The sequence below is a fragment of the Streptococcus sp. CF7_Ac1-8 genome (assembly GCF_024295435.1).
Lineage (GTDB): Bacteria > Bacillota > Bacilli > Lactobacillales > Streptococcaceae > Streptococcus > Streptococcus mitis_AP.
In genome coordinates this window covers 22,062-49,043 of sequence record NZ_JANCPI010000017.1, presented here as the reverse complement: position 1 = coordinate 49,043, position 26,982 = coordinate 22,062, and the positions used below count along the sequence as shown (strand labels likewise).

Below are 26,982 nucleotides of genomic sequence, written 5' to 3'. Positions count from 1 at the left end.
ATTAGATCAGCCTCTTTAAGAGCTGTCTGTACTGTCTCAAGTGGTAAATGAGTCAATTCTGTCCCTTTTTCTTGATAAAGGTATTGGGCGTAGTCGTCCATTCTGTACTGGTTGATATAAACCACACGCTTGCAACCAACCTGAAGCAATTGTTTTGTACAGTTTAGACATGGAAAGTGGGTCACATAGGCTGTAAAGCCTTTGGGAACCCCACGTTCTGCACCTTGGAGAATGGCATTAACCTCTGCGTGAAGAGTGCGAACACAGTGACCTTCGATGACCAGACATTCGTGATCAATACAATGCTCAGTCCCTGACACCGAACCATTATAACCAGTGGAAATAACTTTATTATCCTTTACCAAAATTGCGCCCACTTTGGCACGTTTACAAGTGGAACGATTGGCAATTAGTAAGGCTTGGGCTGCAAAATACTCATCCCATGCTAGTCTTTTTTCAGTCATATCTCTTCTCCTTTTTCTCTATTTTTTAAAAAATGGTAAACCTAAATCTGCAATCTTTTCAGCTGGTACCTTCATGCCATCCTTGATCCATTTTAGAAGGACAGAAACGATGGCCGAGCTCCAAAAGGAATGAAGATAAGAGCTGACACCTTTTGATTTCCCATGGTATTTTTCTAAAAATTCCTGCATGGCTTGGACAAAGATTTTTTCCAGATGGTAATCCAAGGCCAATTGAATCACTCTGGCTTCCTTTCTGGCCTCTCGGAAAAGGTGAACCCAGACCAGATAAAGGTCTGTCTTTAAATCATAATGATGCAACTGTTCCATAATATTGTGGACAGTTCGTTTAAAGACGCTTTCTAAAATCTCCTCTTTGGAATCATAATTGCGATAAAAGGCCGCACGCGAAACGCCTGCACGTTTGACCAATTCAGAAATACTAATCTTGGTCAAGTCCTTTTTTTCCAAGAGTTGCAAGAGGGCTGTTTCGATGGCTTCTCTAGTTAATAAATTGGATTCTTGGTTTGATTTTCTGAGATTTTCAAGAGACTTTTCAGAGATTCTACGTTCAGACATAACATTTTCTTTCTACTTGTCACAACAGACGGATGAGGCTTTTGTTTCAAGGGCTTTCATGATATAATTGTAAAAAAAGACAGAACCTTTGTCAATGTATAACTGACAAAGATGGAGAATTTCTATGACTTGGAAGATTATTGCTGACTCTGGTTGTGATTATCGTCAGCTGGCAACACCAGCTATTGACACGACCTTTATAAGTGTCCCCTTAACCATTCAAGTAGCTGATCAGGTCTTTGTTGATGATGCCAATCTTGACATTGACCAAATGATGGAAACCATGTATGCAACTGCAGAAGCTTCAAAATCAGCTTGTCCAAGCCCAGATGATTATTTACGAGCATTTGAAGGAGCCAAAAATATTTTCCTAGTAACCATCACTGGTACTCTTTCTGGCAGTCACAATAGTGCTCAACTAGCAAAGAATATTTATCTTGAAGACCATCCTGATACTAAAATTCATGTAATTGATAGTTTGTCTGCTGGTGGGGAAGTTGACTTGCTCGTAGAAAAATTGAATAACTTGATTGACCAGGGCTTGTCTTTTGAAGAAGTGGTTGAAGCTATCACTGCCTATCAAGAAAAAACCAAGTTGCTCTTTGTTCTGGCCAAGGTCGATAACTTGGTGAAAAACGGCCGTTTGAGCAAGCTTATCGGTACAGTCGTTGGCCTTCTCAACATCCGTATGGTTGGAGAAGCTAGTGAAACCGGAACTCTCGAACTACTACAAAAAGCACGAGGACCAAAGAAATCAGTTCAAGCTGCCTATGATGAGTTAGTAAAAGCTGGATATGCTGGTGGACGTATTATCATGGCCCAACGCAATAACGAGAAATGTTGCCAACAGCTCTCAGAGCGAATTCGCGAAACCTTCCCACAAGCAGATATTAAAATTATCCCAACATCTGGTCTCTGCAGTTTTTATGCAGAAGATGGTGGTTTGCTGATGGGATATGAAATTGATTAATTGCATTCTTGACAAGAGGTGACCATCATCTCTTGTTTTTTTGTGGTACAATAGAGCTATGAAACATTTTGATACTATTGTCATCGGTGGAGGACCTGCTGGTATGATGGCTACGATTTCCAGTAGCTTTTATGGACAGAAAACCCTCCTTATCGAAAAAAATCGGAAACTTGGAAAAAAATTAGCTGGGACTGGTGGTGGACGTTGCAATGTGACCAACAATGGTAGCTTGGACGACCTGCTAGCTGGCATCCCTGGAAATGGGCGCTTTCTCTACAGTGTCTTCTCCCAATTTGATAACCATGATATCATTAATTTTTTTACAGAAAATGGTGTTAAACTTAAGGTCGAAGACCACGGACGCGTCTTTCCTGCTAGTGACAAGTCTCGGACCATTATCGAGGCCTTGGAAAAGAAAATCACTGAACTCGGTGGTCGAGTTGCTACTCAAACGGAGATTGTTTCGGTTAAAAAGATAGACGACCAGTTTGTCCTTAAGTCCGCAGACCAAACCTTCACTTGTGAGAAACTCATTGTCACAACAGGTGGTAAATCCTATCCTTCGACTGGTTCAACTGGGTTTGGTCACGAGATCGCCCGTCATTTTAAGCACACCATCACCGAACTTGAGGCCGCTGAGAGTCCTTTGTTGACAGATTTTCCACACAAGGTCTTGCAGGGTATTTCGCTGGACGATGTGACCCTAAGCTATGGTAAGCATGTCATCACTCACGATTTGCTCTTTACCCACTTTGGTTTGTCTGGCCCTGCTGCCCTACGTATGTCTAGTTTTGTCAAGGGTGGTGAAATCCTTTCACTGGATGTCTTGCCTCATCTTTCTGAAAATGACTTGACTACATTTCTAGAAGAAAATCGGGAAAAATCCTTGAAAAATGCCTTAAAAACTTTGCTTCCAGAACGCTTGGCAGATTTTTTTGTGCAAGGCTATCCTGACAAAGTCAAACAGTTGAGTGAAAAGGAACAAGAACAACTTCTCCAGTCTATTAAGACCCTCAAAATCCCTGTGACTGGTAAAATGTCTCTCGCCAAATCCTTTGTTACCAAGGGTGGTGTCAGTCTTAAGGAAATCAACCCTAAAACCCTTGAAAGTAAGCTGGTACCTGGCCTTCACTTTGCTGGCGAAGTCATGGATATCAATGCCCACACGGGTGGCTTTAATATCACTTCAGCCCTCTGTACCGGTTGGGTGGCAGGCTCAAATCAAATATATAAATAATTGAATGACTAAAATACAAAATAAGAAAGGAAGTCCTTTGGAACATATTATTTTACTAAGAGGTGTTACTCCTAATGGAAAAAATGCTATCCCGAAAATGTCTTATTTGGTAGATATTTTAACAGAAGCTGGTTTTCAACACGTTCGAACCTATATTCAAAGTGGGAATATCATTCTTGAAAGTGATTTAGATTTAGAAGAAATACGAGAATGTGTTCATACTCTGATAAAGGAAAAAATTGGGGCCGACTTAAAAATGGTTATCAAGAACAAAAGTGATTTTAAAAAAATTGTCCAAGAAAACCCGTTTGGAGAACACTATCTTTATGACCGTATACATGTGATTTTTTATCAAGAATCTATTCAAAGTCTCCCTTTAGAAAAATTGAAAATTGATTACGGTGAAGAAGAAATTTGTATCGGTAACCATTGTCTTTACCTCTATCTCCCTAGAACTGCTAAACAAAAGAAACTCCATACCAACTATCTTGAAAAGCTTTTTAATGTAGATTTGACCATGCGAAAACTAAATGTGGTAGAAAAATTATTAAGCAAATAGTGCTTGAATTTAGTAAAAATCGGAAGAATGCTCCTCCGATTTTATTTTGTCTGAGTTTGGACATAATAGGCAATGACATCTGATGTGTACTGGGCTGTTCCAGGTCCAAATTTGTCAATGTTTTCCTTAAATTCTGGGTTGTAGACGTAGCCTTTACCGATATAACCAAATACCTCAATAGAGCAGTCAAATCCATAAGTACGGATGGCTTGCAAGAGTTTAGTGGCTTCTTCTTGATTTTCGGTTGCTGTTACAGGTAGACCAGCTTGAAGATTTTGTGCCAAAGCTTGAAAAACTTGGTTGAAGGCAGCTGTAGCCTCGTCTTCGTGACCTTTTTGGCGCTCCAGCGCTTGGTCCATGACTTCTTGTCCATATTTCTCTACCGCCTCTTGGTGGTATTTTTGATGGTCTTGGTAGTTAAATCCAGCAAATTTCTCTTGAATGCTCATTTCTCTTTCTCCTTTTTGTTCTTTAATGGTTTTTTGCAAGGTTGAAATCAAGGTATCCAGATGTTCCCTTTCTCGAGTCAAATAGTCCAACTGTCTGGTCAGATGGGGCAATAAATCTGTCCTTTCTTCCTTTAATAGCTCTGCTATTTTTTCTAAAGAAAAACCTAGATATTTGTAATAAAGAATGACCTGAAGTCGCTCCAAATCCTCCTGACTGTATGTTCGATAGCCGTTTTCCGACTTTAAAGGAACCAAAAGCCCTATCTTATCGTAGTGGTGCAGGGTCTTGACAGAGACACCCGAAAGCTGCGCAGCTTCTTTTATATGGTACATGATTTCCTCCTTACAATGATAGTATAACCCCTACCCTTAGGTCAGAGTCAAGCGTTTTTGCGAAATTTTTTTACTTTATCATAACATGAAAATGGTTTTCTTGACAGACCTTAGAAAACATGATAGGATAGTCAAGTCTATCAATCAAAAGAAAGGCTCATTTTGAGTACTTATGAGGCTATTTGCCAAGGGCAGTAGCTTTTTCTTTTGTAATACTAATTTTAGGAGTTTAACTATGTCTGAAAAATCGCAATGGGGTTCTAAACTGGGCTTTATCCTAGCATCTGCTGGTTCAGCCATCGGACTTGGAGCCGTTTGGAAATTTCCTTATATGACTGCTGCTAACGGTGGAGGAGGCTTTTTACTAGTCTTTCTCATCTCCACTATTCTAATCGGTTTTCCCCTTTTGCTAGCTGAGTTTGCCCTCGGCCGAAGTGCTGGTGTCTCAGCTATCAAAACCTTTGGAAAACTAGGAAAGAATAGCAAGTACAACTTTATCGGTTGGATTGGTGCCTTTGCCCTTTTTATCCTTTTATCGTTTTACAGTGTTATTGGTGGCTGGATTTTAGTCTATCTAGGCATTGAGTTTGGAAAATTGTTCCAACTTGGTGGAACGGGTGATTATGCTCAGTTATTTACTTCAATCATTTCAAATCCAGCCATTGCCCTAGGAGCTCAAGCAGCCTTTATCCTATTGAATATCTTCATTGTATCACGTGGGGTTCAAAAAGGGATTGAAAGAGCTTCGAAAGTCATGATGCCCCTGCTCTTTATCATCTTTGTTGTCATCATTGGGCGCTCTCTCAGTTTGCCAAATGCCATGGAAGGGGTTCTTTACTTCCTAAAACCAGACTTCTCTAAGCTGACAAGTGCTGGTCTCCTCTATGCTCTGGGACAATCTTTCTTTGCCCTCTCACTAGGGGTTACAGCCATGCTGACCTATGCTTCTTATTTGGACAAAAAAACCAATCTAGTCCAGTCAGGGATTTCCATCGTAGTCATGAATATTTCAGTATCTATCATGGCGGGTCTAGCCATTTTCCCAGCCATGTCAGCCTTCAATATCCAATCTGAAGGGGGACCGAGCCTGCTCTTTATCGTCTTGCCTCAGCTCTTTGACAAGATGCCTTTTGGAACCATTTTCTACATCCTCTTCCTCATGCTCTTCCTCTTTGCGACGGTCACTTCTTCTGTCGTTATGTTGGAAATCAATGTAGGCAATATCACCAATCAGGACAACAGCAAGCGTGCCAAATGGAGTGTTATTTTAGGAATTTTGACCTTTGTCTTTGGAATCCCTTCAGCCCTATCTTACAGTATTATGGCAGATGTTCATATTTTTGGGAAGACCTTCTTTGATGCTATGGACTTCTTGGTTTCCAATCTCCTTATGCCATTTGGAGCTCTCTGCCTTTCACTTTTTACAGGCTATATCTTTAAAAAGGCTCTTGCAATGGAGGAACTCCATCTTGATGAAACAGCATGGAAACAGGGACTGTTCCAAGTCTGGCTCTTCCTTCTTCGTTTCATCATTCCAATCATCATCATCGTGGTCTTCATCGCCCAATTTATGTAATCAAAAAGGACTTGAGTAGTAAACTCAGGCCCTTTCTTTTTTATGGATGGCTAACAATCAATTCCAGACCTTGCCCTTCCAATGTCCAAGCTTCAACATCACTTGGTAGGATAAAGTGGCTACCTTTTTGGATTGGATAATTTTTCCCGTCAACAGTTAGTTGACCTTGACCAGCCAAGACACTGAATAAGCTGTAGTCAGCTGTCTTTTCGAAGTCAACTTTTCCAGTAATTTCCCACTTGTAAACTGCAAAGAAATCATTGGATACAAGGAGAGTGGAACGTAAATCATCTGCTTTGATAGTTACAGGACGGCTATTGGCAGGCTCGCCAATATTCAAGACATCGATAGATTTTTCAAGGTGAAGTTCACGCAAGTTGCCATTATCATCCTTACGGTCAAAGTCATAGACGCGATAGGTGGTGTCACTAGATTGTTGGGTTTCAAGAATCAAGATGCCCGCACCAATAGCATGCATAGTGCCACTTGGTACATAGAAGAAATCTCCAGCCTTTACAGGAACTTTTGTCAACAAGGCATCCCAGTTCTTGTCCTCGATTTGCTGGCGGAGTTCTTCTTTTGACTTGGCATTGTGACCATAGATAATTTCTGAACCTTCATCCGCTGCGATAATGTACCAGCATTCTGTTTTTCCAAGTTCACCTTCATGCTCTAGTCCATAGGCATCGTCTGGGTGAACTTGGACACTGAGCCAGTCGTTGGCATCCAGAATCTTAGTCAAAAGTGGAAATACAGGCTCAGGACGATTGCCAAACAATTCACGATGTTCCGCATACAAAGTAGCGAGGTCTGTTCCCTGGTAGCGTCCATTGGCAACTTTAGAGACTCCATTTGGATGGGCTGAGATGGCCCAATATTCTCCGATTTTTTCACTTGGGATGTCGTAACCAAACTCATCACGTAGCTTGGTTCCACCCCAGATTTTTTCTTGCATAACTGATTGTAAAAATAATGGTTCTGACATGTCGATCTCCTGTCTGATTTTTCTCCCCTCATTATAGCAAAAAGCTCCATCTAATTGAACTCTTTTTCACATATTATAAAGTAGGGAGAAGATTTTATAAAAATAGTGAACAAATGTGCTCTACTCAATGCTTGCACCATTGCTGGCAATGACATCCTTGTACCAGTAGAAGGATTTCTTCTTGCTACGTTTGAGGCTTCCATGACCAGCATTATCTCGATCTACATAGATAAAGCCATAGCGCTTGTTCATTTCGCCTGTTCCAGCTGAAACCAGATCGATACAGCCCCAAGTCGTATAACCAAGCAAGTCAACGCCATCTTGGTAAATGGCATCTCGCATGGCCTTGATATGAGCCTCTAAGTAAGCAATCCGATAGTCATCTGCTACATGACCATTCTCATCCGGTGTATCCATAGCACCTAGACCGTTTTCCACGATGAACATTGGCTTTTGGTAACGATCCCAGATAGCATTGAGGGTGATACGAAGACCAAGTGGGTCAATCTGCCATCCCCATTCTGAGGATTCAAGATAAGGATTTTTGAGAGAGGCAAAGATATTTCCAGCAGTTAATTCTTTAACTTCTGGATCACCTGAGGCTACTAGACTTGCATAGTAAGAGAAGGAAACAAAGTCAACAGTATTGTCCTTCAACAACTCTAAATCTTCTGCAGTCATTTGAATCTCGATTCGCTCACGCTCCCACTGCTTCTTGGCGTAGTTTGGGTATTCCCCACGCGCTTGAACATCAATGAAGAAGTAACTCTTGCGGTCTTCCTCCATGGCTGCCCAGTAGTCTCTTGGATGGGCTGTGTTAGGATAGTATTGCCCTGCAGCCAACATACATCCCACCTTATTTTCTGGGTCAATTTCGTGGGCAATCTTTGTCGCAAGAGCTGAAGCTACCAACTCATAGTGTGCAGCCTGATATTTAACCAGTTCTTGATTTTCTCCTTCTTCAAAACAGAGCCCAGCTCCCATAAAGGGGGCATGGAGAATCATGTTGATTTCGTTGAAGGTAAGCCAATATTTGACCAAACCCTTATAGCGGGTAAAGAGTGTGCGACAAAGTTTTTCATAGAAGTCTAACATCCGACGATTGCGCCAACCACCGTACTCTGTAATCAAGTGCATAGGACAGTCGAAATGAGTGATAGTCACCAGAGGTTGGATACCATACTTGTGGCACTCCTTAAATAAATCCTCATAAAAGGCTAGACCAGCTTCATTTGGCACTGTTTCGTCGCCCTTAGGAAAAATCCGAGTCCAAGCAATGGATAGACGATAAGTCTTAAAGCCCATTTCCGCAAAAAGGGCAATATCTTCCTTGTAATGATGGTACATATCAATAGCTTGCTTGGCTGGGTAAAAATAGCCCTCCTCAAACGAAAACATCTTTTTCTGACCTGTGATAATGGCTTCACGATCTGGACCGATGGGGACGACATCCACATTCGCCAATCCACGACCTTCTAAATTATAAGCACCCTCACACTGGTTGGCAGCTGTCGCTCCGCCCCACAAGAAACCATCCGGAAAAGTCAGTTTTTCGGTCATAACTCTACTCACTTTCTTATTTGCTTGTTCATTTACTTATATTATAACTTATTCTGTAAACCTTTTCTTATAAAATACTGTGACATACTGATACTATTCTACTATTTAAGTTTATCAGATTGTTTTTTAAAAAATTATCCTCTAGAAAAAGTAAATAGCCTCCCCTGAAACAAAAAAGAAGACTGAAAACTAGTCTCCTCTGTTCCTTTTAAATCAAAGCTGTAATAACCGTCACTAGGCCAAAAATAATACCTGGTGCATTAGCTGCTGCAAGGGGGATATCTCTTTCTTTTTTGAAAAGACCGTAGTAAACCCAGAGACTACAGTTGATGGCAGCAACCAAGGGCTGGATGAAATTTCCTTTTTGACCAGCCAGATTGTTCATGATTTGTGGGAAGTAAGACACATACATCATAACAGACATAAAGGTCGCTACCCAACCTAAAATTTTCATTTGTTTTTCAGACATTTTCAAAACCTCTTTCATTTTTACTGAATCTTATTTTAAAATATTCTTTCAAAACAATCAAGTCTTTAAAACTTTTGTTATAAAGATATAAACTATCACAATCTTGTTATAAGAAAGAGGGAACAGAAAAAAGACCGAATTGCTCCGTTCTGTTTACTCAATCAAATATTAGAAAATGAATACTCCTTTTCAATGAATCGATTGATTGATGGTAAATAAGCCGTTAGAAATTATTGACAGTATCGAAATTTTCTAGTAAAATGAATTTTGTTAATACCTAAATGGTGTGTAGTTTTCTATCAACATAGTCAGGAGAAAAGGAACTTATGCTAAAAAAATTTAATGAATTGTCACTGAAAGATAAGGCTTATCTAATTGGCGGTTTGAGCTTATTAGTCATTGTGATCTCATTTGGTCTACTCAATCGTCAAACAGTAACTGTCAGTCTTGTCTTTACACAACTATCTGCTCCCTTGATTTTGGTGATTTTTACTTGTCTAGTAATCGGGATCATTGCTGGTAGTGCTATTGGTATTAGCTATCACCATAACAAGACTCAAGATCTGAGAAGCCGCATTGCTGAAGCAGAAGCGACTATCAATATAAAAGACAGGGAGCTTGTCCAGTACGAGGAACAGGTGCAACAATTAAAACAGGAAGCCAAACAATAAGTGTAGAAATCATAACCACCCGTGAAAACGGGTGGTTTTTTGTCTCGCACCTAACGGAGCGAGACGGACTGAAAGTCGCATAAATACAAAAAAGATCGAATTGCTCCGATCTTTTTAAGTTTCACTCCAAGAATGTTTAGATAAAAAATTTGATAATAGAATTACCTACTTCATACGATAAAAATCAATCACTAGACCAGCAGGCCCTTTAACTAATAAGGACTCTGTTCCCCAATCGGTTACAGTTGGTCCGTTTAAAACCTGGATACCAAGTTCTTTCAACCGTTGGTAATTCTGGTCTACATCCTCAACCTCGATATGAAGAATGATTCCTGACTGAAAATCTTCCAAAGGAATCAAATGATTTTGGGACAACATCAGACAGTGACTGCCAATCGTAAACTGAGCAAAACTGTCATCAACATAATCGGGCTTTTTATCCAAAATACGCTCCAAGTCAGCACAGACTTGGGGAACATCTGAAACGATAATATCTAATTGATTTAAATTCATTTACTATCCTCCATAAAAAGACCGGATTGCTCCGATCTTTTTAAGTTCCACGAAGGAATTATTTAATTGCGCGTGATTGCAATCCTTCTTCTTCCAAGAAGAGGCGGAATGGTACGAGTTCTTCTGCTTCGTATTTTTCCTTGAAGTCTTTGATTGCTTCTTCTGAGTGAAGTTTTGGATCCAATTCAAGTACTTCTACTGGAAGTGGACGGTGTGGAGTGATGCGAGCATCGATCACAACAGTTTTACCTTCTTTGTTGAGTTTAACAGCTTCTGCAACAACTGCATCGATGTCTTCGATACGGTCAACTGTAAATCCTACAGCACCTTGAGCTTCAGCGATTTTCGCATAGTCAGCATTAGGGAAGTCACAACCAAACAAGTGTTTGTTTGTGTCTTCGTATTTGTCCTTGATGAAGGCATATTTACCATTTGAGAAGACAACGTTGATAACTGGAAGGTCGTATTGAACGTTTGTGATAACGTCTGGGTAGCACATGTTGAATGCACCGTCACCCATGATGTTCCATACTTGGCGATCTGGATTGTCTTTCTTAGCAGCGATACCACCAGGAAGGGCAATACCCATTGTCGCAAAGAGTGGAGATGTACGCCACATGTTCTTAGGTGTCATGTGAAGGTGACGAGTAGATGTTTGAGTAGTGTCACCTACGTCGATTGAGTAGATAGCGTCTTGATCAGCATGTTTGTTGATTGCATTGTAAACTTGATACAATTGCAATTCACCCTCAGTTTTACCTTCGATTTTGTTCATGTAATCACGCCAGTTTTGGTTGTTCTTAACGTTTGCACGCCACCATGGAGTAGACTCAACTGGGTTTACTTTGTCAAGGATTGCTTTAGCTGCTTGACCTGCATCACCAAGGATTGAAGCATCTAGGGCATGACGTTTACCAAGTTTGTAAGGGTCGATATCCACTTGGATGAATTTTTCAGTGTTCTTGAAGGCTTCGTATACTTCAGCAAATGGGAAGTTTGAACCAAGGAAAAGAACTGTGTCTGCTTCAAAGACCACTTCGTTGGCTGGCTTCCAACCAACACGGTAAGCAGAACCTGTCAAACCTTCATAGTTCCATTCAAAGGCTTCAAAGTTTTTACCAGTTGTGATGATTGGTGCTTTGATTTTACGTGACAATTCAGTAATCACTTCACCAGCTTTAACACCACCGTAACCAGCATAGATAACTGGACGTTCAGCATTGTTCAAGATTTCAACAGCTTTGTCGATTTCAACTTCGTTCAAAGCAGGAGCGATGAATGAACGTTCGTATGAACCTGAACCGTAGTATGAATTTTCGTCGATTTCTTGGAAACCGAAGTTTACTGGGATTTCAACAACAGCTGGACCTTTTTTAGAAACTGCAGCACGGCAAGCTTCGTCGATTACTTTTGGCAATTGCTCAGCGTAAGCTACACGTTTGTTGTATACAGCGATACCGTTGTACATTGGGTTTTGGTTCAATTCTTGGAAAGCATCCATGTTGAGTTCGTTAACTGGACGTGATCCAAGGATTGCTAGGAATGGAGTGTTATCCATAGCTGCATCGTAAACACCGTTAATCAAGTGAGTCGCACCTGGACCACCTGAACCAACTGCAACCCCGATTGAGCCGCCGAATTTAGCTTGCATAACCGCTGCAAGAGCACCTGTTTCTTCGTGACGAACTTGCAAGAAGCGGATATCTTTGTCTTCAGCCAAAGCATCCATCAATGAGCTGAGTGTTCCTGATGGGATACCGTAGATTGTGTCTACGCCCCATGTTTTCAATACATTAAGCATTGCTGCAGATGCAGTAATTTTCCCTTGAGTCATAATGATAACTCTCCTTCAAATATTTTTAAATCTACTAAAAAAGGTTTCATATAGTTTTTGAAAACGTTTCAGTAAATTTTTACAATACTAATTTATCACATTTATTTTGACTTTACTAAGAATCTGCTCAGAAGTTTTTATTCTCTATTACAGTACAGTTTGAAAACGTTTTTAGCTTCTGTTTTATAATACTCAATGAAAATCACAGAGCAAACTAGGAAGCTCGCCACAGGTTGCTCAAAGCACAGCTTTGAGGTTGCAGACAAAGCTGACGTGGTTGGAAGAGATTTTTGAAGAGTATAAAAAGCGAGCAAGCCCGCTTTTAGTCTATTTTACTAAAGTTTAGTAAGAGTGAACTGGTCAGAACGGATACAGAACTAAAGGCCATGGCTAGACCTGCAAGTTCTGGGTTGAGAGCCAGTCCAACACCTGAAAAGACTCCTGCTGCAATCGGAATTCCGGCGACATTGTAGATAAAGGCCCAGAAAAGATTGAGCAGAATACGATGAAAGGTTTTCTTACTCATGTCAAAGGCACGTACCACTCCTAGGAGGTTATTAGTTGTCAACACCAAATCTGCTGACTCGATGGCAATATCTGTTCCAGCACCCATAGCAATTCCCACATCTGCTACACTGAGGGCAGGGGCATCATTGATACCGTCCCCAACAAAGGCTACTTTTCCAGCCGCTTGTAGTTTATGGATTTCATGGGCTTTTTCTTCTGGCAAGACACCTGCAATGACCTCTTCGATTCCGATCTGATCGGCAGTGGCACGCGCTACACCTGCATTGTCTCCTGTCAGCATGACTGTTTTAAGACCTCGTTTTTTCAACTGACTGATGGCAAGCTTAGCATTTTCCTTAGGAATATCTTGCAGAGCAAGCAAGCCTTTGATTTCATTCTCAACAGCCAAGAACACAACTGTCTTAGCTTCTTTTTCCAGTTCTTCTAATTTTTCTTGATAAACGCTTGAAATGTTCATGCCATCCAGCATTTTAGCATTTCCAAGCAAAACTTGTTTCCCATTGATTTGCCCTGAAACACCTTTTCCGTGCAAGGCTTGGAAATTTTCAACAGTGTGAAGCTCAAGTCCAGTTTCAGTCGCTCGCTTAACAATAGCCTCAGCCAGTGGGTGTTGAGAAGCTTCTTCCAAGGAAGCTGCCAATCCAAGCACTTCTACTTCGTCGCCGATGATATCTGTGACCACAGGTTTTCCTTCTGTCAAAGTCCCTGTCTTATCAAAGACAAGAGTTTGGACTTTCTGGATTTCCTGTAAGACAGTTCCATTTTTGAGGAGAACACCCATCTTGGCACTGCGTCCTGTCCCTACCATAAGAGCCGTCGGTGTTGCGAGACCCAAGGCACAAGGGCAGGCAATAATCAAAACAGCTACCCCATAGAGAAGAGAAGATACAAAACTCGCTCCAAGCACGACTACACTATCCCTAAGCAAGACAAACCAAACCCAAAAGGTCACGATTCCCAAAATAACAACTGCTGGGACAAAAATCCCTGAAATTTTATCTGTCAAGTCCTGAATCGGCGCACGACTGGTTTGAGCTTTCTTCACAAAATCCACAATCTGAGCCAAAACAGTCTCTGAACCAACTTTTTCTGCTCTAAAAACAAGTGTTCCACTATTATTGATGGTTGAACCAATGACGGTATCTCCAACTGTCTTGTCCACAGGCAGGCTCTCACCTGTCACCATGGATTCATCAATACTGGACACACCTTCTACTACAACCCCATCAACAGCAATCTTCTCACCGGGTCTCACTCGAATCAGGTCGCCTACCTTGACTTGGTCCAAGGGAACTTGAACATAGTTATCCTCACGCAAGACTTCTGCAGTTTTAGCCTGCAAGTCAAGTAATTTCTCCACAGCTTGGGAAGTATTTTTCCGCATTTTCTCCTCAAAAACAGCTCCCAAAAGAACGAAGAAGAAGATAAATGCAGCACTTTCAAAGTAAACGGGGAGACCAGCGAAGAGGGCAACTAAGCTATAGAAATAGGCCACTAGGGTTCCCAGAGCAACCAAGGTATCCATGTTGGCATTGTGCTTTTTAAAACTAGCCCAAGCACTTTGGATATAAGGACCACCTGCTACTAGCATAATCGGTGTTGTGGCTAAAAAGGTGCCCCATCGCATGACTTGGTGACTAATTCCTCCTGTCGACATCCCAATCATGAGGATCACAAGAGGCACAGTAAAGATACTAGTAATCCAAAAACGCTGTAAAAGTGATAGAGATTTTCGAGTCTTCTCAACAACTGTATAACTTCCCTTTTGCATCTTCATACCACAAGAAAATTCATGTTGACCTAATTCTTGAGGTGTAAAACGAATGACTTTCTCCTCATCTACGCCGATTGGTTCCAAGATGCCTTCTTCTTCAAACAGAATTTCCTTATAACAGTTTGAAGGTGTCACACGGTGAAAGGTGATCTCAGCAGGAACTCCTTTTTGCAGTTGAATGTGGGCTGGATGATAGCCTTTGTCTGCCGTGATACGGATTTTTTGAACACCATTTTCAAGATTTGCTTTTATAATTTCAGTCATATCATTCTCCTATTCTACAATCATCTTGCCGTGCATCATATTCATGCCACAAGAGAAACCATACTCTCCAGCCTGCTCAGGCGTGATTTCCACTACATACTCTTCACCCATTGGCAGGTCCGCATGTACACCAAAATCTGGAAAAACAATTTGGTCCAAACATGGTGAAGGATCCTTACGGTCAAAGACAATGCGAGCTGGCACTGATTTCTTGAGGATAATCAACTCAGGCGTATAGCCCCCCATGACCTCCACTCGAATCTCTTGGTAGCCCTTTTTTTGTTGGGCCTTTTGTCCAGATTTTTCAGGCTTTTTGAAAAACCAAAACAAGATAAACGCGATAAGGGCAATACAAATAATAGTTACAATGCTATTTAACATGACGTCTCCTTTACATACAATTACATTTTACTTCTGTTACAGCGCTTGATTTCTTCTCTGAAATCACTGCTTCTAAGTCTTCCAAGTCAGTCAGAGTAAAATCACATTCCATAATCAAATCAGCCAGTAAGTTCTTAATCCTACGAGAACAAACCTTGTCTTTGATATCTTGGACAAGCAAGGCTCGGCTTTGATCAAGGGTTAAAAGAGCTGAATAAACAAAGGACTTACCTTCTTTTTTCCGAGTCAGACACTCTTTCTCAACCAAACGAGCCAAAAGAGTTTGAATGGTCGACTTGGACCAGTCGAACCGCTCCGCCAGAACCCTGATCAAATCTGTACTAGTCTGCTCTCCTTGCATCCAAATAATCTTCATGACCTGCCATTCTGCATCTGAAATCTGCATAATCGCACCTCCTAAATCTACATTTGTCAATTACAATTATCAGTATACCCTTAAAATCTACATTTGTCAACTATAATTTTTATTATTTTTTCGAAAAATAGAATTATAACCATGTAACGTGAGATTTGCAGTCAAATTTTACTATATAAACTATAAAAATATGCTATACTAAAGAAAAAAGAAAACAACCACTAGGGGTGCGTAAAGCTGAGATTAACGACTGTTAGACCCTTTGACTCAATCTAGGTAATGCTAGCTGATGGAAGTGGAAATGATAATGGGGACTAGCAGTCTTCTATTGCCTTTCTAAAACTGGCCAGCTTGTTCTTAAGAATACAAACTTCAGTTGGTTGGGAGGTTTTAGATGACTTATTTACCCGTTGCTTTGACCATTGCAGGGACTGACCCTAGTGGTGGTGCTGGCATTATGGCTGATTTAAAGTCATTCCAAGCTAGAGATGTCTATGGAATGGCCGTTGTGACCAGCCTTGTCGCTCAAAATACCAGAGGCGTTCAGCTAATCGAGCACGTTTCTCCTCAAATGTTGAAAGCCCAATTGGAGAGTGTCTTTTCGGATATCAAGCCTCAGGCTGTAAAAACTGGAATGTTGGCAACTACTGAAATCATGGAAATCATCCAGCCCTATCTTAAAAAGCTGAATTGTCCCTACGTCCTTGACCCTGTTATGGTCGCTACGAGTGGAGACACCCTGATTGATACCAGTGCCAGAACCTACCTAAAAACAAATCTGCTTCCACTTGCAAGCATTATCACACCCAATCTTCCTGAGGCAGAAGAAATTGTTGGTTTTTCAATCAATAACCCCGAAGACATGCAACGTGCTGGTCGCTTGATTTTAAAAGAATTTGGTCCTCAGTCAGTGGTCATCAAAGGTGGCCATCTCGAAGGTGGTGCCAAGGATTTCCTCTTTACCAAGGATGAACAATTTGTCTGGGAAAGCCCACGAATTCAAACCTGTCACACCCATGGTACTGGGTGTACCTTTGCCACTGTGATTACGGCTGAACTAGCCAAGGGCAAAAGTCTTTACCAGGCAGTTGATAAGGCCAAGGCCTTTATCACAAAAGCTATTCAAGACGCCCCTCAACTCGGTCATGGTTCTGGCCCAGTCAACCATACAAGTTTTAAAGATTAAAAAAACTCTCTAGTTCCTACTTTAAGGGAATTAGAGAGTTTTTATACTTCTTCAAACTAGGAAGCTAGCCGCAGGTTGCTCTTTGATTTTCATTGAGTATTAATTAAAAAATAATGTCATCCAACTTTGTTAAAAAGGCTTGCGTTTTTGCCTCTATATCTTCTGCCTGCATCAAATCACGCACTACAGCTACACCAGCTATACCCGTGCCGATAAGTTGGTCAATATTCTCTGATGTCAAGCCACCAATAGCAACTACTGGAATGGTGACCCTTTGGCAAATTGTTTTCAAGGTTGAAATTAGGGTGATAGGCGCATTTTCCTTGGTCGTGGTCGGAAAAATGGCTCCTGTCCCCAAGTAATCTGCTCCCCCTTCTTCTGCCTCGAGGGCTCTTTTTACCGTTTTAGCTGTTACACCGAGTATTTTTTCAGGGCCCAAGACTTGTCGGGCAACCGAAACTGGCAGTTCATCGTCTCCAATATGCAGACCAGCAGCATCAACCGCAAGACAGACATCCAAACGATCATCAATGATCAAGGGTATCTGATAGGCATCTGTTATTTCCTTGACTTGTTTTGCCAGTTGATAGTATTGATTGGTGGTGAGATTTTTTTCTCGTAGCTGGATTATGGTAACCCCTGAACGGCAGGCCGTCTCAACCTTTTCAAGAAAACTTTCCACTGAATCTTGGTAGCGATTGGTTACCAGATACAATCTAAGTGCTTCTCTATTCATAAACATCTCCTTTGATGGCATCTAGCCAATTTTCATCTCTTTTGAGGAGCGAAAGCTGATTAAGTACTTGGTAACGAAAATCTTCCAATCCCATTCCTTGAACAACGATTTTCTCAGCAGAGATATTGAGATAAGAGACTGCTAAGCAAGAAGCTTCAAAACCTGTCTTTCCTTGGCTGAGAAAAACAGCTGTTAAGGCTCCAACTAAGTCTCCCGTCCCTGTTATCCAGTCTAATTCTGCACAGCCATTCTCCAGTATAGCAACTTGATTCTCTGAAACGATGAGGTCCTTGGGGCCTGTGACTAAAAATGACATACCTGGATAGGTCTGACACCAGTCTTTCAAGACTTGAAGCAAATCCTCAGTTTCTTGATCTTTAGCACTCGCATCGACCCCAACGCCATGGTGTTTTAAGCCAACAAGACTTCGAATTTCCGACATGTTTCCTTTAAGGACCGTAGGGCTATAGTCTAAAAGGTCTCTGACTAAGCTCTTACGAATGGGTGACGCTGATACACCAACCGCATCAACTACCATTGGAAGACAAGCTTGATTTGCATAAGAAGCTGCCATACGGATTGCTTTTTCCTTCTCAGCTGACAAATGCCCCAAATTGATGAAGAGTGCCTGGCTTTGCTTAGTAAAATCAAGAACCTCACGGGGATCATCTGCCATGACAGGTTTGCATCCTAGAGCCAAAATCCCATTTGCCAGCATCTCACAAGAAATTTCATTGGTAATGCAGTGAATGAGGGAAGTCGTTTCCAAAGGAAAAGGATTTGATAATTCCAGCATCAGTCTATCCTTTCAGCAAAGAAATATCCCTGCACTTTTTTAAAGAATTCCTGCTTGATTAAAAATCGAAAGGCAATAAAGGAAATCGCTGTACCAATCAAGGTTGCTCCGAAAAATCGAGGAGTGTAGATAAACCAGCTAAGCTTAGCCGCTGATCCTGTAAAGAGTACCATAACAGGATAGGACACAATAGAACCAATAATACCTGTTCCCAAAATTTCTCCCAAGGCAGAAAAGTAAAATTTTCGACCATACTTATAAAAGAGGCCTGCTAGAAGGGCTCCAAAAGTCGCTCCTGTGAGAGCTAAAGGCGGAATCCCTTGAGTCGTCATACGGATAAAGGCTGTCACTGTAGCCATAGCCAAGGCATAAACAGGTCCCATCATGATTCCCGCTAGAATATTGACTACACTGGACATCGGTGCCATTCCCTCAATCCGAAAGATAGGTGTTAGGACTACATCAAGGGCAATCATCATGGATAAAATGGTTAATTTGTGAACTTGTAATTGGTGCTTTCTCATGTTTCTATTCTTCCCCTTTTTCTAAAGACTGTAAATCACTCTTCCATGTCTGGTGTTGGTAAGCCATTTCCCAAAACTTAGCTTCCATATGAACACTGATGTGGAAGGCATCTAGCATTTTTTGCTTGTCTGTCTCGTCACTTTCTCGATAGAGTTGATTGACCAGAGCCTCTTCCTCTCTGATCTGCTGCTCCAACTCATCTGTAATATAAGTTTCAATCCATTGTTGGTAGAGAGGATTTGGTGATGGTTTAAGATTAAGGGATTTGCCTATATCATGATATAACCAAGGACAAGGAAGTAAACTTGCAAAAGCGATGGCTAGATTTGTTTCTTCAAATTGCCGATAAATATGAGAGATATAATGATAGCAGGTTGGAGCGATTGGATGTTGCTCCATTTCCTGATCGCTGATTTCCAATTCCTTGAAAAATTGTTGGCGGATAAATAACTCACCCTCCACTAGACTCTGAGCATTTTGTTTCAAGAGTTTTTTCATCTCTTGGTTTGAAGTCTTCTCAGCCAAGAGGTGATAGGCTTCTGAGAAGGCCTTAAGATAGTAAGCATCCTGAATCAAGTAATAGCGAAAAATTGCAGGGTCTAAATTCCCCTCTTGCAACTGTAAAACAAAGGGGTGATGAAAGGAGGCCTGCCAAACTTCCTTGGATAATTCCATCGCAATATCTGTAAATTCCATAATATCTCCTTTATAAAAATAGACTGGTTTGAAGCAATAAAAAGAAAAGTAGGTAGATTAATTTTGTTTTTTTAGGAATATAAAAAGTCCGATAGCTATTCTCCACCTGTGCATGTTCGTCATATCCATGAGCCGACAGGGCTCTCAGATAAAGATGACGCCACCTAAAGACTGTCATCAGAACCTTGCTGTAAATCAAGGGAGACCAAAAATGCAGTTCTTGACCGCGCAATAAGCAAGCTTCCTTAAGGGACTTGATTTCTTGCTGAATGAGGGGGAAGGAATTGAATACCACAATCAAGGCATAGGCCCAAGAACGTGATAACCCCTTTTGAGCCAAGTACAAGAGAAGCTCTTTTAGGGCAATAGAGGAAACAAAGACAAGGCCAATACAAACCGTCACAAAAGCCCTCGTTCCAAGCATCACTGCCTGCGAAGCATCCCCATGTAACTGAACTGCCCAGTAGTTGGCAAAAGATGGCAAAATGGCGAGCAGAATCATCCAAGCTAACATTTTAAATCGACGATAATAAAGCATAAAGAAAATGCAAAATGCGACTACCGAAAGATTCAGAGCAATCGAAGGAATGAAAGATGTTTCCAGCGATAAAACCAGCAAGAAGAAACTGATAATTGGTGTCTGGGTTGCTACTTTGACCATACTATCTCACCTCCCCTTGAGTATTGCTACTCTGAGATGTGAGTGGTTTGGTAATTGTCACTTCTTTCACATTACTGAGACCCTGACTAGTCATCTCAATCCAATAATCAACCACAGAGATCAAGGGATCTAAACGATGGCTAATGATCAGAAAACTTCTTCCTTGATTTCTGTCTTCCACAATCCACTGACAAAAATAATGGCAGGCTCTATCATCCAAACCAGCAAAAGGTTCATCTAGTAAAATCACAGAAGCCTTGCTGGTCAAGATGGTCAAGAGCTGAAGAATCTTTTGCTGACCACCACTTAATTGATAGGGACTCTTATCAAGCGCCTGCTCCAGATCAAAATATCGTAAAGCTTGGAAAATTCGTTGATTTCTTTCAGAATCAGGTCCATCTAATTGAAGCTCTTCTCGTAGACTGACTCTGATAAACTGCTTCTCAGCTTCCTGAACAACACCCGTCAGGTCACGATACAAACTCTTTTTCTTTTTCAGGACTGTCCCATTCCAGCTAATGCGCCCCTTATACTTTTGAAATTGAAGAATAGACCGAAAAAGGGTTGATTTCCCTACACCATTGTCACCCAAAATACAGGAAATTCCTTGGTAGAGTGTAAAATCAGCAATTGAAAAGAGAGGGCGCTTCTCCAGCTCACAAGTCGTTCGGTCCATATGGAATAGTTCTGGGCTAGAAGCAACTTCCTTTGAAGCAACCTGTGTTATCTCAGAGGTAGGGATTTGAAACACTTCCCTTAGTTGTCCGTCTCTTAGCTCCACCATATGGTCGATATAGGCTTCATAGTCCGTTAAATCATGGTCACACAAAATAACTGTCTTCCCATCAGAGGCCAACTCTTTTATAATCTCCAGTATCTCTAACCTGCTCTTGCGGTCAATGGAAGCAAAGGGCTCATCCAAGAGATAGACCCTAGGATTCATAGCAAAGAGAACAGCCAAAGCAGCCTTTTGCTTTTCTCCACCTGATAAGTGATGAATGGGACGGTGCAAAATCGCCTTGCAGCGACATTGCTGGACAACCTCTGCTATTTTTGAATCAATTTCCTGAACGGGATGCCCAATATTTTCCAAGGTAAAAATCAGCTCCTCAAACAAGTTCTCCATGGTAAATTGATGATTGGGATTTTGAAAGAGAATACCAACCGTCTGGACACGTTCGATGATAGAAAGCTGACTGACCTCGCTCCCATTTATCAGGACTTGACCTCTATAGGGAAGAGAACTGACTTGGGCAATCATTTGAAAAAGACTCGATTTTCCTGAACCACTGCTCCCAACTAACAAGGTAAAGGCTTGCGCATGAAAAGTAAAATCAAGCGGCTCAGAGAAGATTGGGGACTGAATCGCTCGTAGTTCCAGCCCCATCTATGCCTTGCCCCCAGCTGCAAACTGATGATAAAGTTTGACAATGGCACGAACCAAGATAGTACAAAAGAAAAAGACAGAAATAAAACGTACTACAAGCAAGGAAAGGACAAAAGGAAGGGAGAAGGCGTAGTAACCTAACTTAATGTATTCATAGACAAAGCTAACAAGCGTAATCCCAATACTATTAGCAGTTAGAGATAGCCAGCTTTCATAGCGATTCTTGGTTACGATAAAACCAAGTTCACTTCCCAAACCTTGAACCAAGCCAGACAAAAGGGCACCTAGACCGAATTGGCTACCATAAAGGACTTCAGCAAGCGCAGCTAGCACTTCACCAATCGTTGCACTTCCGACTCTTGGAACAAAGATTGCAGCAATAGGCGCAGCCATACACCAGAGACCAAAGAGGATTTCATTGGCAAAGGCCTGCAAACCAAGAGGGGCTAAAATCAGAGTGAGGATATCAAACAGATAGCCAGATCCTACAAAAACGCCACCAAAAAAGATAGACAAGAAAGCAAGTAAAATAACATCTTTTAACTGCCATTTTTTCAACATAAAAAACTCCTTTTTAAAGAAAAGTGGAGCATTCAAGGAGACCTACCTAAATGCTTTGTATCATCTTCATCCAGTTTCGTAAAAGAAAAAACTCTAATTACAGATAGGAATTAGAGTTCAGCTTACAAGATTAGACAGTTCTTTTCGACATACGAAAAAAACATTTCACATTTCCCTTCGCCAGTATTAACTGTATCAGGTTCAATGGGTATCATCTCAGCCTAAAGCACCCCAAATGTCTTTATTATTTAATTACTGGACTAGTATAACAGAAATTGAAAGCCCTAGCAAGATATTTGACCGAAAAATATATTTATATATTTTGCCACTTAATTCTTTTAAGCTACATAAAAAGATTACATCTGTCCTATAATTCATAACCAATATCAAAAAAGGCTAATTCTAAAGCAACCGCTTGATTCCAGCGTTGCTGAAGTTCTGCCAAATCTTCTCGACCTTTCCCTACACGATTGAGTTCGTCAACCAGAAATTGAACCCACTCTGCAAAGAAAGGACCTCTGTGGAGATTGATCCATTCCGAATGAATATAGGCTTCAGGTAGAGCCAAATCTTTAGAACCCCAATCTAAATAGAGACCTTCTGCAATAACCAGCATGACCAAAAGATGGGCATAATCTGATGATGACACAGCAGAATACATAAGCTCCTGAAAAGCTTTTGTTACAGGGTGCAAGGTCACTTCTAGATACTCACTCTCAGATACTTTTAACTCTTTAAAAGCCTTTTGGAAATAACCATCTTCATCTGCTTCAAGAAAACCTAGTTGCTTAGCAAAACGAAGTTTGGATTCAAGCTGGTCTGCGTGGGCTACGCAAGCACCCAGCATGGATAAGAAGGCATCAAAGAAGTGATAATCTTGAATTAGGTAGTCTTTTAAGACCTTATTCTCAATTGTCCCCACAAAAAGTTCCTTAACAAAACGATGATTGATTGCAGCCTGCCAATCCTTCTGACTGCTTTTTAATAATTCTCCAACAGTCAAACCTGGCTCAAATGCATAGTCTTGTGTTTCCATATTTACTTTTCCTCTCTTTACTCGTTCGTAATCAACAAAATACCAAGAAAATCCTAGTTTTACTTGACCTTTTTAAAGAACATCGAGGGCATTTGCAGAGAGCTACCTAAATAAGCCTCTCCAGTTTATATAAACAAAAAAACTCCAATTACAATCAAGAATTAGAGTTGACTTACAAGATTAGATCGTTCATTTCGCCATACGAAAAAAACTGTTCACATTTCCCTTCGCCAGTATTAACTGTATCAGGTTCAATGGGTATCATCTCAGCCTAAAGCACCCCAAATGTCTTTATTATTTAATTACTGCACCAGTATAGCAAAAAATGAAAGCTCTAGCAAGATATTTGATTGGAAAATATATTTATATAGATTTTGATATATTTTCCTTTATTAAAACACAAGCAAAAACCTCCACACTTAGTGGAGGCAAGCTGTTTTATCAATACAATTTTAAGTCACGTGGGTCAACTGGGAAGGTTGGGTTGTATGGGTTGTGACGAAGTTTGAAGTGTTTGACATCTTCAATGGTCTGAGTTCCAGACAATTGCATGACTGTCTTCAATTCCGCATTCAAGTGTTCAAAGACTTGACGCACACCGACACTACCGCCAAGAGCCAGACCATAGATAACAGGGCGACCAATAGCTACCAAGTCTGCTCCTGAAGCCAAGGCTTTAAAGACGTGTTGACCACGACGAATACCTGAGTCAAAGACAATTGGCACGCGTTTATCAACTGCTTCTGCTACTTCTTGAAGTGAGTCAAAGGCAGCTGGCCCACCGTCAATTTGGCGACCACCATGGTTGGTTACCCAGATACCAGAAGCACCTGCAGCAAGCGAACGTTCAACGTCCTCACGGCATTGTGGTCCCTTAACATAAACAGGAAGTCCAGAGTATTCAGCGATAAATTCTACATCACGTGGAGACAAGCGTTGTTTAGCTGATTTGTAAACAAAGTCCATTGATTTACCAGCACCTTCTGGTAAGTATTCTTCAACAATCGGCATGCCAACTGGGAAGACAAAACCATTACGCTTATCCACCTCACGATTGCCCCCTACAGTAGCATCTGCCGTCAAGACAATCGCTTTATAACCTTCAGCCTTCACACGGTCCATGATGTGGCGGTTAATCCCGTCATCTTTACTAAAGTAAAATTGGAACCAGTGAGGTGTCCCTTGAAGGGCCTCCGTAATTTCTGGAAGGTCTACAGTAGAGTAAGAGCTGGTTGTATAGAGGGAACCAAACTCATGCACACCACGCGCAGTAGCCACTTCACCCTGTTCATTTGCTAATTTATGAGCCGCAACAGGCGCCATGATGATTGGTGAAGACAATTTTTCACCTGCAAATTCAATCTCTGTACTTGGATTTTCAACATCACAAAGAGTATGCGGAACGATGAGTTTGTGGTTAAAGGCGCGGATATTCTCACGTAAAGTGAAAGTATCTTCTGCCCCACTAGCGATATAGCCAAATGCTGCTTTCGGAATAACTTGTTGCGCCATTGGCTCCAAATCATAGGTATTGATGAAATCTACATGACCTTCTGCATTGCTTGTTTTATATGACATAAAATGCCCTCCTTAATAAGTAAGCGTTTACTTTGTATATTACAAAAATATCTTAACTCTTTTTTCAAAATTTTTCAAATATTTTGTTTGGAAATTTCAGAAAAATTCTGTCTATGATAAAAAATCCTTATAACGGCAATAAAAAATACATATTATTCAAAGTAGCTTTTAAGTGCTACAATAACTGTATTATTTCTAGATAGGAGGTTCTATTTTTGGATTGGTCCATTGTTGAACAATATCTACCACTATATCAAAAGGCATTTCTTCTAACCTTGCATATTGCAGTTTGGGGAATTTTGGGATCTTTTCTGCTCGGTTTAATCGTTAGTATCATCCGACATTACCGCATCCCTGTTTTGGCGCAAATAGCGACAGCCTACATCGAACTGTCACGCAACACGCCCCTTTTGATTCAACTCTTCTTTCTCTACTTCGGTCTGCCCCGAATAGGAATTGTCCTATCTTCAGAAGTCTGTGCCACTCTAGGACTGGTCTTTTTAGGAGGTTCCTATATGGCAGAATCTTTCCGAAGTGGGCTGGAAGCCGTCAGTCAAACCCAGCAGGAGATTGGATTAGCCATCGGTCTGACACCCCTACAGGTCTTTCGCTATGTGATTCTTCCTCAAGCAACAGCAGTTGCTCTACCTTCTTTTAGTGCCAATGTCATTTTCCTCATCAAGGAAACCTCTGTTTTCTCAGCAGTGGCTTTGGCTGACCTCATGTACGTCGCCAAGGACTTGATTGGGCTCTACTATGAGACAGACATTGCGCTAGCTATGTTGGTAGGTGCTTATCTGATTATGCTGCTACCCATCTCACTGGTCTTTAGTTGGATAGAAAGGAGGCTCCGCCATGCAGGATTCGGGAATACAAGTACTCTTCCAGGGAAATAATCTCTTGAGAATCTTACAGGGATTGGGCGTTACGATTGGCATATCCATCCTGTCTGTCCTCTTATCCATGATATTCGGGACAGTCATGGGAATCATTATGACCTCCCATTCTAGAATCGTACGATTTTTAACACGATTGTATTTAGAATTCATCCGTATCATGCCCCAGCTGGTGCTACTCTTCATCGTTTACTTTGGCTTGGCTCGAAACTTTAATATCAATATCTCAGGTGAGACTTCTGCTATTATCGTTTTCACCCTCTGGGGAACAGCTGAAATGGGGGACTTGGTCCGTGGAGCCATCACTTCCCTCCCTAAGCATCAGTTTGAAAGTGGACAGGCGCTAGGTTTGACCAATGTTCAACTTTACTACCACATCATCATCCCACAGGTTTTGAGAAGATTACTTCCACAAGCCATCAATCTTGTCACTCGGATGATCAAAACCACTTCCTTGGTTGTTTTGATTGGGGTTGTTGAAGTGACCAAGGTTGGACAACAAATCATTGATAGCAATCGCCTGACCATCCCAACCGCTTCCTTCTGGATTTATGGAACCATTCTGGTCTTGTATTTCGCAGTTTGCTTCCCTATTTCCAAACTATCCACTCACCTAGAAAAACATTGGAGGAACTAAATGTCTGAAACTATCTTAGAAATCAAGGAACTCAAAAAATCCTTCGGAGACAATCCTATCCTCCAAGGACTATCCCTAGATATCAAAAAAGGGGAAGTTGTGGTCATCCTAGGGCCATCTGGTTGTGGGAAAAGTACTCTCCTTCGTTGCCTCAATGGATTAGAAAGTATTCAAGGTGGAGATATCCTACTGGATGGTCAGTCTATCGTTGAAAATAAAAAAGATTTTCACCTAGTTCGCCAAAAGATTGGCATGGTCTTTCAAAGCTATGAACTCTTTCCCCATCTGGATGTCCTACAAAACCTCATCCTAGGCCCTATCAAGGCTCAGGGAAGGGACAAGAAAGAAGCGACAGAGGAAGCTTTGCAATTACTAGACCGTGTCGGTTTGCTAGACAAACAACATAGCTTTGCGCGTCAATTATCTGGCGGACAGAAGCAACGGGTTGCAATTGTCCGTGCCCTGCTCATGCATCCAGAAATTATCCTCTTTGATGAAGTGACTGCTTCGCTGGATCCAGAAATGGTGCGTGAGGTTCTGGAACTCATCAATGACTTGGCCCAAGAAGGCCGTACCATGATTTTAGTAACCCACGAAATGCAGTTTGCCCAAGCCATTGCAGACCGCATTATCTTCCTAGACCAAGGGAAAATTGCTGAAGAAGGAACAGCTCAAGCCTTCTTTACCAATCCTCAAACTAAACGAGCTCAGGAATTTTTAAACGTCTTTGACTTTAGCCAATTTGGCTCATATCTATAAAGGAGATTC

Annotated in this window: 29 protein-coding genes and 3 riboswitches; of the genes, 9 read left to right on the top strand and 20 right to left on the bottom strand. The window is 41.3% G+C overall.

Annotated features, from left to right (window positions below; all coding sequences use genetic code 11):
* Both NMM26_RS08790 and NMM26_RS08785 read right to left on the bottom strand, forming a co-directional pair.
* On the bottom strand, positions 1–464 hold a 464-nt coding region (locus tag NMM26_RS08790; protein WP_254754219.1), incomplete at its 3' end, for a cytidine/deoxycytidylate deaminase family protein.
* An 18-nt stretch (positions 465–482) separates the two neighbouring features.
* Positions 483–1,040, bottom strand: coding sequence for a TetR/AcrR family transcriptional regulator (locus tag NMM26_RS08785; RefSeq protein WP_000004135.1), 558 nt, complete (start codon positions 1,038–1,040; stop codon positions 483–485).
* A gap of 124 nt (positions 1,041–1,164) precedes the next feature.
* On the opposite strand from NMM26_RS08785, the gene NMM26_RS08780 reads away from it, so the two are divergent.
* Genes NMM26_RS08780 through NMM26_RS08770 form a run of 3 tightly spaced genes read left to right on the top strand, consistent with a single transcriptional unit; the run spans position 1,165 to position 3,806 of the window.
* Positions 1,165–2,010 carry a DegV family protein gene (locus tag NMM26_RS08780; RefSeq protein ID WP_000219922.1) on the top strand — a complete coding sequence of 282 codons (846 nt, stop codon included), beginning with the start codon at positions 1,165–1,167 and terminating at the stop codon, positions 2,008–2,010.
* Positions 2,011–2,068: 58 nt separating this feature from the next.
* The gene (locus NMM26_RS08775; RefSeq protein WP_004241636.1) at positions 2,069–3,247 is read left to right on the top strand and encodes an NAD(P)/FAD-dependent oxidoreductase; all 1,179 of its coding nucleotides are present in this window, start codon (positions 2,069–2,071) and stop codon (positions 3,245–3,247) included.
* A 37-nt stretch (positions 3,248–3,284) separates the two neighbouring features.
* Positions 3,285–3,806 (top strand): DUF1697 domain-containing protein, encoded by a 522-nt coding sequence (locus NMM26_RS08770; protein ID WP_000400044.1) that lies wholly within the window; start codon positions 3,285–3,287, stop codon positions 3,804–3,806.
* Positions 3,807–3,847: 41 nt separating this feature from the next.
* On the opposite strand, the gene NMM26_RS08765 is transcribed toward NMM26_RS08770, so the two are convergent.
* Complete coding sequence (locus tag NMM26_RS08765) at positions 3,848–4,588, bottom strand: MerR family transcriptional regulator (protein ID WP_000274780.1); 741 nt, start codon at positions 4,586–4,588, stop codon at positions 3,848–3,850.
* Positions 4,589–4,823: 235 nt separating this feature from the next.
* On the opposite strand from NMM26_RS08765, the gene NMM26_RS08760 reads away from it, so the two are divergent.
* Positions 4,824–6,164, top strand: a complete 1,341-nt coding sequence (locus NMM26_RS08760) for a sodium-dependent transporter (protein ID WP_120718877.1) — start codon at positions 4,824–4,826, stop codon at positions 6,162–6,164.
* Between the two features lie 40 nt (positions 6,165–6,204).
* Here NMM26_RS08760 and manA read toward each other — a convergent pair whose 3' ends face one another.
* From manA to NMM26_RS08745, 3 genes are all read right to left on the bottom strand, one after another.
* On the bottom strand, positions 6,205–7,149 hold the full coding sequence (gene manA, locus NMM26_RS08755) for a mannose-6-phosphate isomerase, class I (RefSeq protein WP_049516551.1): 945 nt from the start codon (positions 7,147–7,149) through the stop codon (positions 6,205–6,207).
* Positions 7,150–7,269: 120 nt separating this feature from the next.
* A complete protein-coding gene (locus tag NMM26_RS08750) occupies positions 7,270–8,709 on the bottom strand; it encodes a 6-phospho-beta-glucosidase (RefSeq protein WP_000136868.1) in 1,440 nt (479 codons plus the stop codon).
* A gap of 208 nt (positions 8,710–8,917) precedes the next feature.
* The gene (locus NMM26_RS08745; protein ID WP_001291472.1) at positions 8,918–9,178 is read right to left on the bottom strand and encodes a SemiSWEET family transporter; all 261 of its coding nucleotides are present in this window, start codon (positions 9,176–9,178) and stop codon (positions 8,918–8,920) included.
* Between the two features lie 326 nt (positions 9,179–9,504).
* Here NMM26_RS08745 and NMM26_RS08740 point away from each other — a divergent pair, with 326 nt between their 5' ends.
* A complete protein-coding gene (locus NMM26_RS08740) occupies positions 9,505–9,849 on the top strand; it encodes a lipopolysaccharide assembly protein LapA domain-containing protein (RefSeq protein ID WP_000913393.1) in 345 nt (114 codons plus the stop codon).
* A gap of 165 nt (positions 9,850–10,014) precedes the next feature.
* On the opposite strand, the gene NMM26_RS08735 is transcribed toward NMM26_RS08740, so the two are convergent.
* The 5 genes from NMM26_RS08735 to NMM26_RS08715 form a co-directional block, all read right to left on the bottom strand.
* The gene (locus NMM26_RS08735) at positions 10,015–10,362 is read right to left on the bottom strand and encodes a VOC family protein (protein WP_001052638.1); all 348 of its coding nucleotides are present in this window, start codon (positions 10,360–10,362) and stop codon (positions 10,015–10,017) included.
* A 58-nt stretch (positions 10,363–10,420) separates the two neighbouring features.
* A complete protein-coding gene (gene spxB / locus NMM26_RS08730; RefSeq protein ID WP_000191804.1) occupies positions 10,421–12,196 on the bottom strand; it encodes a pyruvate oxidase in 1,776 nt (591 codons plus the stop codon).
* A gap of 322 nt (positions 12,197–12,518) precedes the next feature.
* Positions 12,519–14,762 carry a heavy metal translocating P-type ATPase gene (locus tag NMM26_RS08725; RefSeq protein WP_000134996.1) on the bottom strand — a complete coding sequence of 748 codons (2,244 nt, stop codon included), beginning with the start codon at positions 14,760–14,762 and terminating at the stop codon, positions 12,519–12,521.
* A 9-nt stretch (positions 14,763–14,771) separates the two neighbouring features.
* Complete coding sequence (locus tag NMM26_RS08720) at positions 14,772–15,143, bottom strand: cupredoxin domain-containing protein (protein WP_000935055.1); 372 nt, start codon at positions 15,141–15,143, stop codon at positions 14,772–14,774.
* A gap of 10 nt (positions 15,144–15,153) precedes the next feature.
* The gene (locus tag NMM26_RS08715; protein ID WP_001167203.1) at positions 15,154–15,549 is read right to left on the bottom strand and encodes a CopY/TcrY family copper transport repressor; all 396 of its coding nucleotides are present in this window, start codon (positions 15,547–15,549) and stop codon (positions 15,154–15,156) included.
* 183 nt (positions 15,550–15,732) lie between these two features.
* Positions 15,733–15,830, top strand: a riboswitch (TPP riboswitch).
* A gap of 83 nt (positions 15,831–15,913) precedes the next feature.
* Here NMM26_RS08715 and thiD point away from each other — a divergent pair.
* Positions 15,914–16,705, top strand: a complete 792-nt coding sequence (gene thiD, locus NMM26_RS08710) for a bifunctional hydroxymethylpyrimidine kinase/phosphomethylpyrimidine kinase (protein ID WP_254754218.1) — start codon at positions 15,914–15,916, stop codon at positions 16,703–16,705.
* Between the two features lie 103 nt (positions 16,706–16,808).
* Here the strand turns inward: thiD and thiE are convergent, their stop codons facing one another.
* The 9 genes from thiE to lctO form a co-directional block, all read right to left on the bottom strand.
* Positions 16,809–17,441, bottom strand: coding sequence for a thiamine phosphate synthase (gene thiE, locus NMM26_RS08705; protein ID WP_254754217.1), 633 nt, complete (start codon positions 17,439–17,441; stop codon positions 16,809–16,811).
* Positions 17,434–18,237, bottom strand: a complete 804-nt coding sequence (locus NMM26_RS08700) for a hydroxyethylthiazole kinase (RefSeq protein ID WP_254754216.1) — start codon at positions 18,235–18,237, stop codon at positions 17,434–17,436. The genes thiE and NMM26_RS08700 overlap by 8 nt, the downstream gene beginning before the upstream one ends.
* Positions 18,237–18,761 (bottom strand): energy coupling factor transporter S component ThiW, encoded by a 525-nt coding sequence (gene thiW, locus NMM26_RS08695; protein WP_050236841.1) that lies wholly within the window; start codon positions 18,759–18,761, stop codon positions 18,237–18,239. Before thiW ends, NMM26_RS08700 begins: the two co-directional genes overlap by 1 nt.
* 4 nt (positions 18,762–18,765) lie before the next feature.
* Entirely contained in the window at positions 18,766–19,458 is a 693-nt protein-coding gene (gene tenA, locus NMM26_RS08690; protein ID WP_254754215.1) for a thiaminase II, read from the bottom strand.
* Positions 19,459–19,468: 10 nt separating this feature from the next.
* Entirely contained in the window at positions 19,469–20,119 is a 651-nt protein-coding gene (locus NMM26_RS08685) for an energy-coupling factor transporter transmembrane component T (protein WP_254754214.1), read from the bottom strand.
* A 1-nt stretch (position 20,120) separates the two neighbouring features.
* Positions 20,121–21,506 carry an ATP-binding cassette domain-containing protein gene (locus NMM26_RS08680; protein ID WP_254754213.1) on the bottom strand — a complete coding sequence of 462 codons (1,386 nt, stop codon included), beginning with the start codon at positions 21,504–21,506 and terminating at the stop codon, positions 20,121–20,123.
* Positions 21,507–22,067: an ECF transporter S component gene (locus NMM26_RS08675; protein WP_000915275.1), complete on the bottom strand. Its 561-nt coding sequence runs from the start codon at positions 22,065–22,067 to the stop codon at positions 21,507–21,509. It abuts the gene before it with no gap.
* A 155-nt stretch (positions 22,068–22,222) separates the two neighbouring features.
* Positions 22,223–22,311: riboswitch (TPP riboswitch) on the bottom strand.
* A 123-nt stretch (positions 22,312–22,434) separates the two neighbouring features.
* The gene (locus NMM26_RS08670; protein WP_000449808.1) at positions 22,435–23,103 is read right to left on the bottom strand and encodes a TenA family protein; all 669 of its coding nucleotides are present in this window, start codon (positions 23,101–23,103) and stop codon (positions 22,435–22,437) included.
* A gap of 205 nt (positions 23,104–23,308) precedes the next feature.
* Positions 23,309–23,397: riboswitch (TPP riboswitch) on the bottom strand.
* Between the two features lie 147 nt (positions 23,398–23,544).
* On the bottom strand, positions 23,545–24,681 hold the full coding sequence (gene lctO / locus NMM26_RS08665; RefSeq protein WP_000120714.1) for an L-lactate oxidase: 1,137 nt from the start codon (positions 24,679–24,681) through the stop codon (positions 23,545–23,547).
* A gap of 215 nt (positions 24,682–24,896) precedes the next feature.
* Here lctO and NMM26_RS08660 point away from each other — a divergent pair, with 215 nt between their 5' ends.
* From NMM26_RS08660 to NMM26_RS08650, 3 genes are read left to right on the top strand one after another with little or no spacing between them, the layout of a single operon-like run.
* Entirely contained in the window at positions 24,897–25,577 is a 681-nt protein-coding gene (locus NMM26_RS08660; protein WP_254754212.1) for an amino acid ABC transporter permease, read from the top strand.
* Complete coding sequence (locus NMM26_RS08655) at positions 25,537–26,214, top strand: amino acid ABC transporter permease (RefSeq protein ID WP_033684005.1); 678 nt, start codon at positions 25,537–25,539, stop codon at positions 26,212–26,214. Before NMM26_RS08660 ends, NMM26_RS08655 begins: the two co-directional genes overlap by 41 nt.
* Positions 26,215–26,973, top strand: coding sequence for an amino acid ABC transporter ATP-binding protein (locus NMM26_RS08650; protein WP_000004998.1), 759 nt, complete (start codon positions 26,215–26,217; stop codon positions 26,971–26,973).
* Positions 26,974–26,982 lie beyond the last annotated feature (9 nt).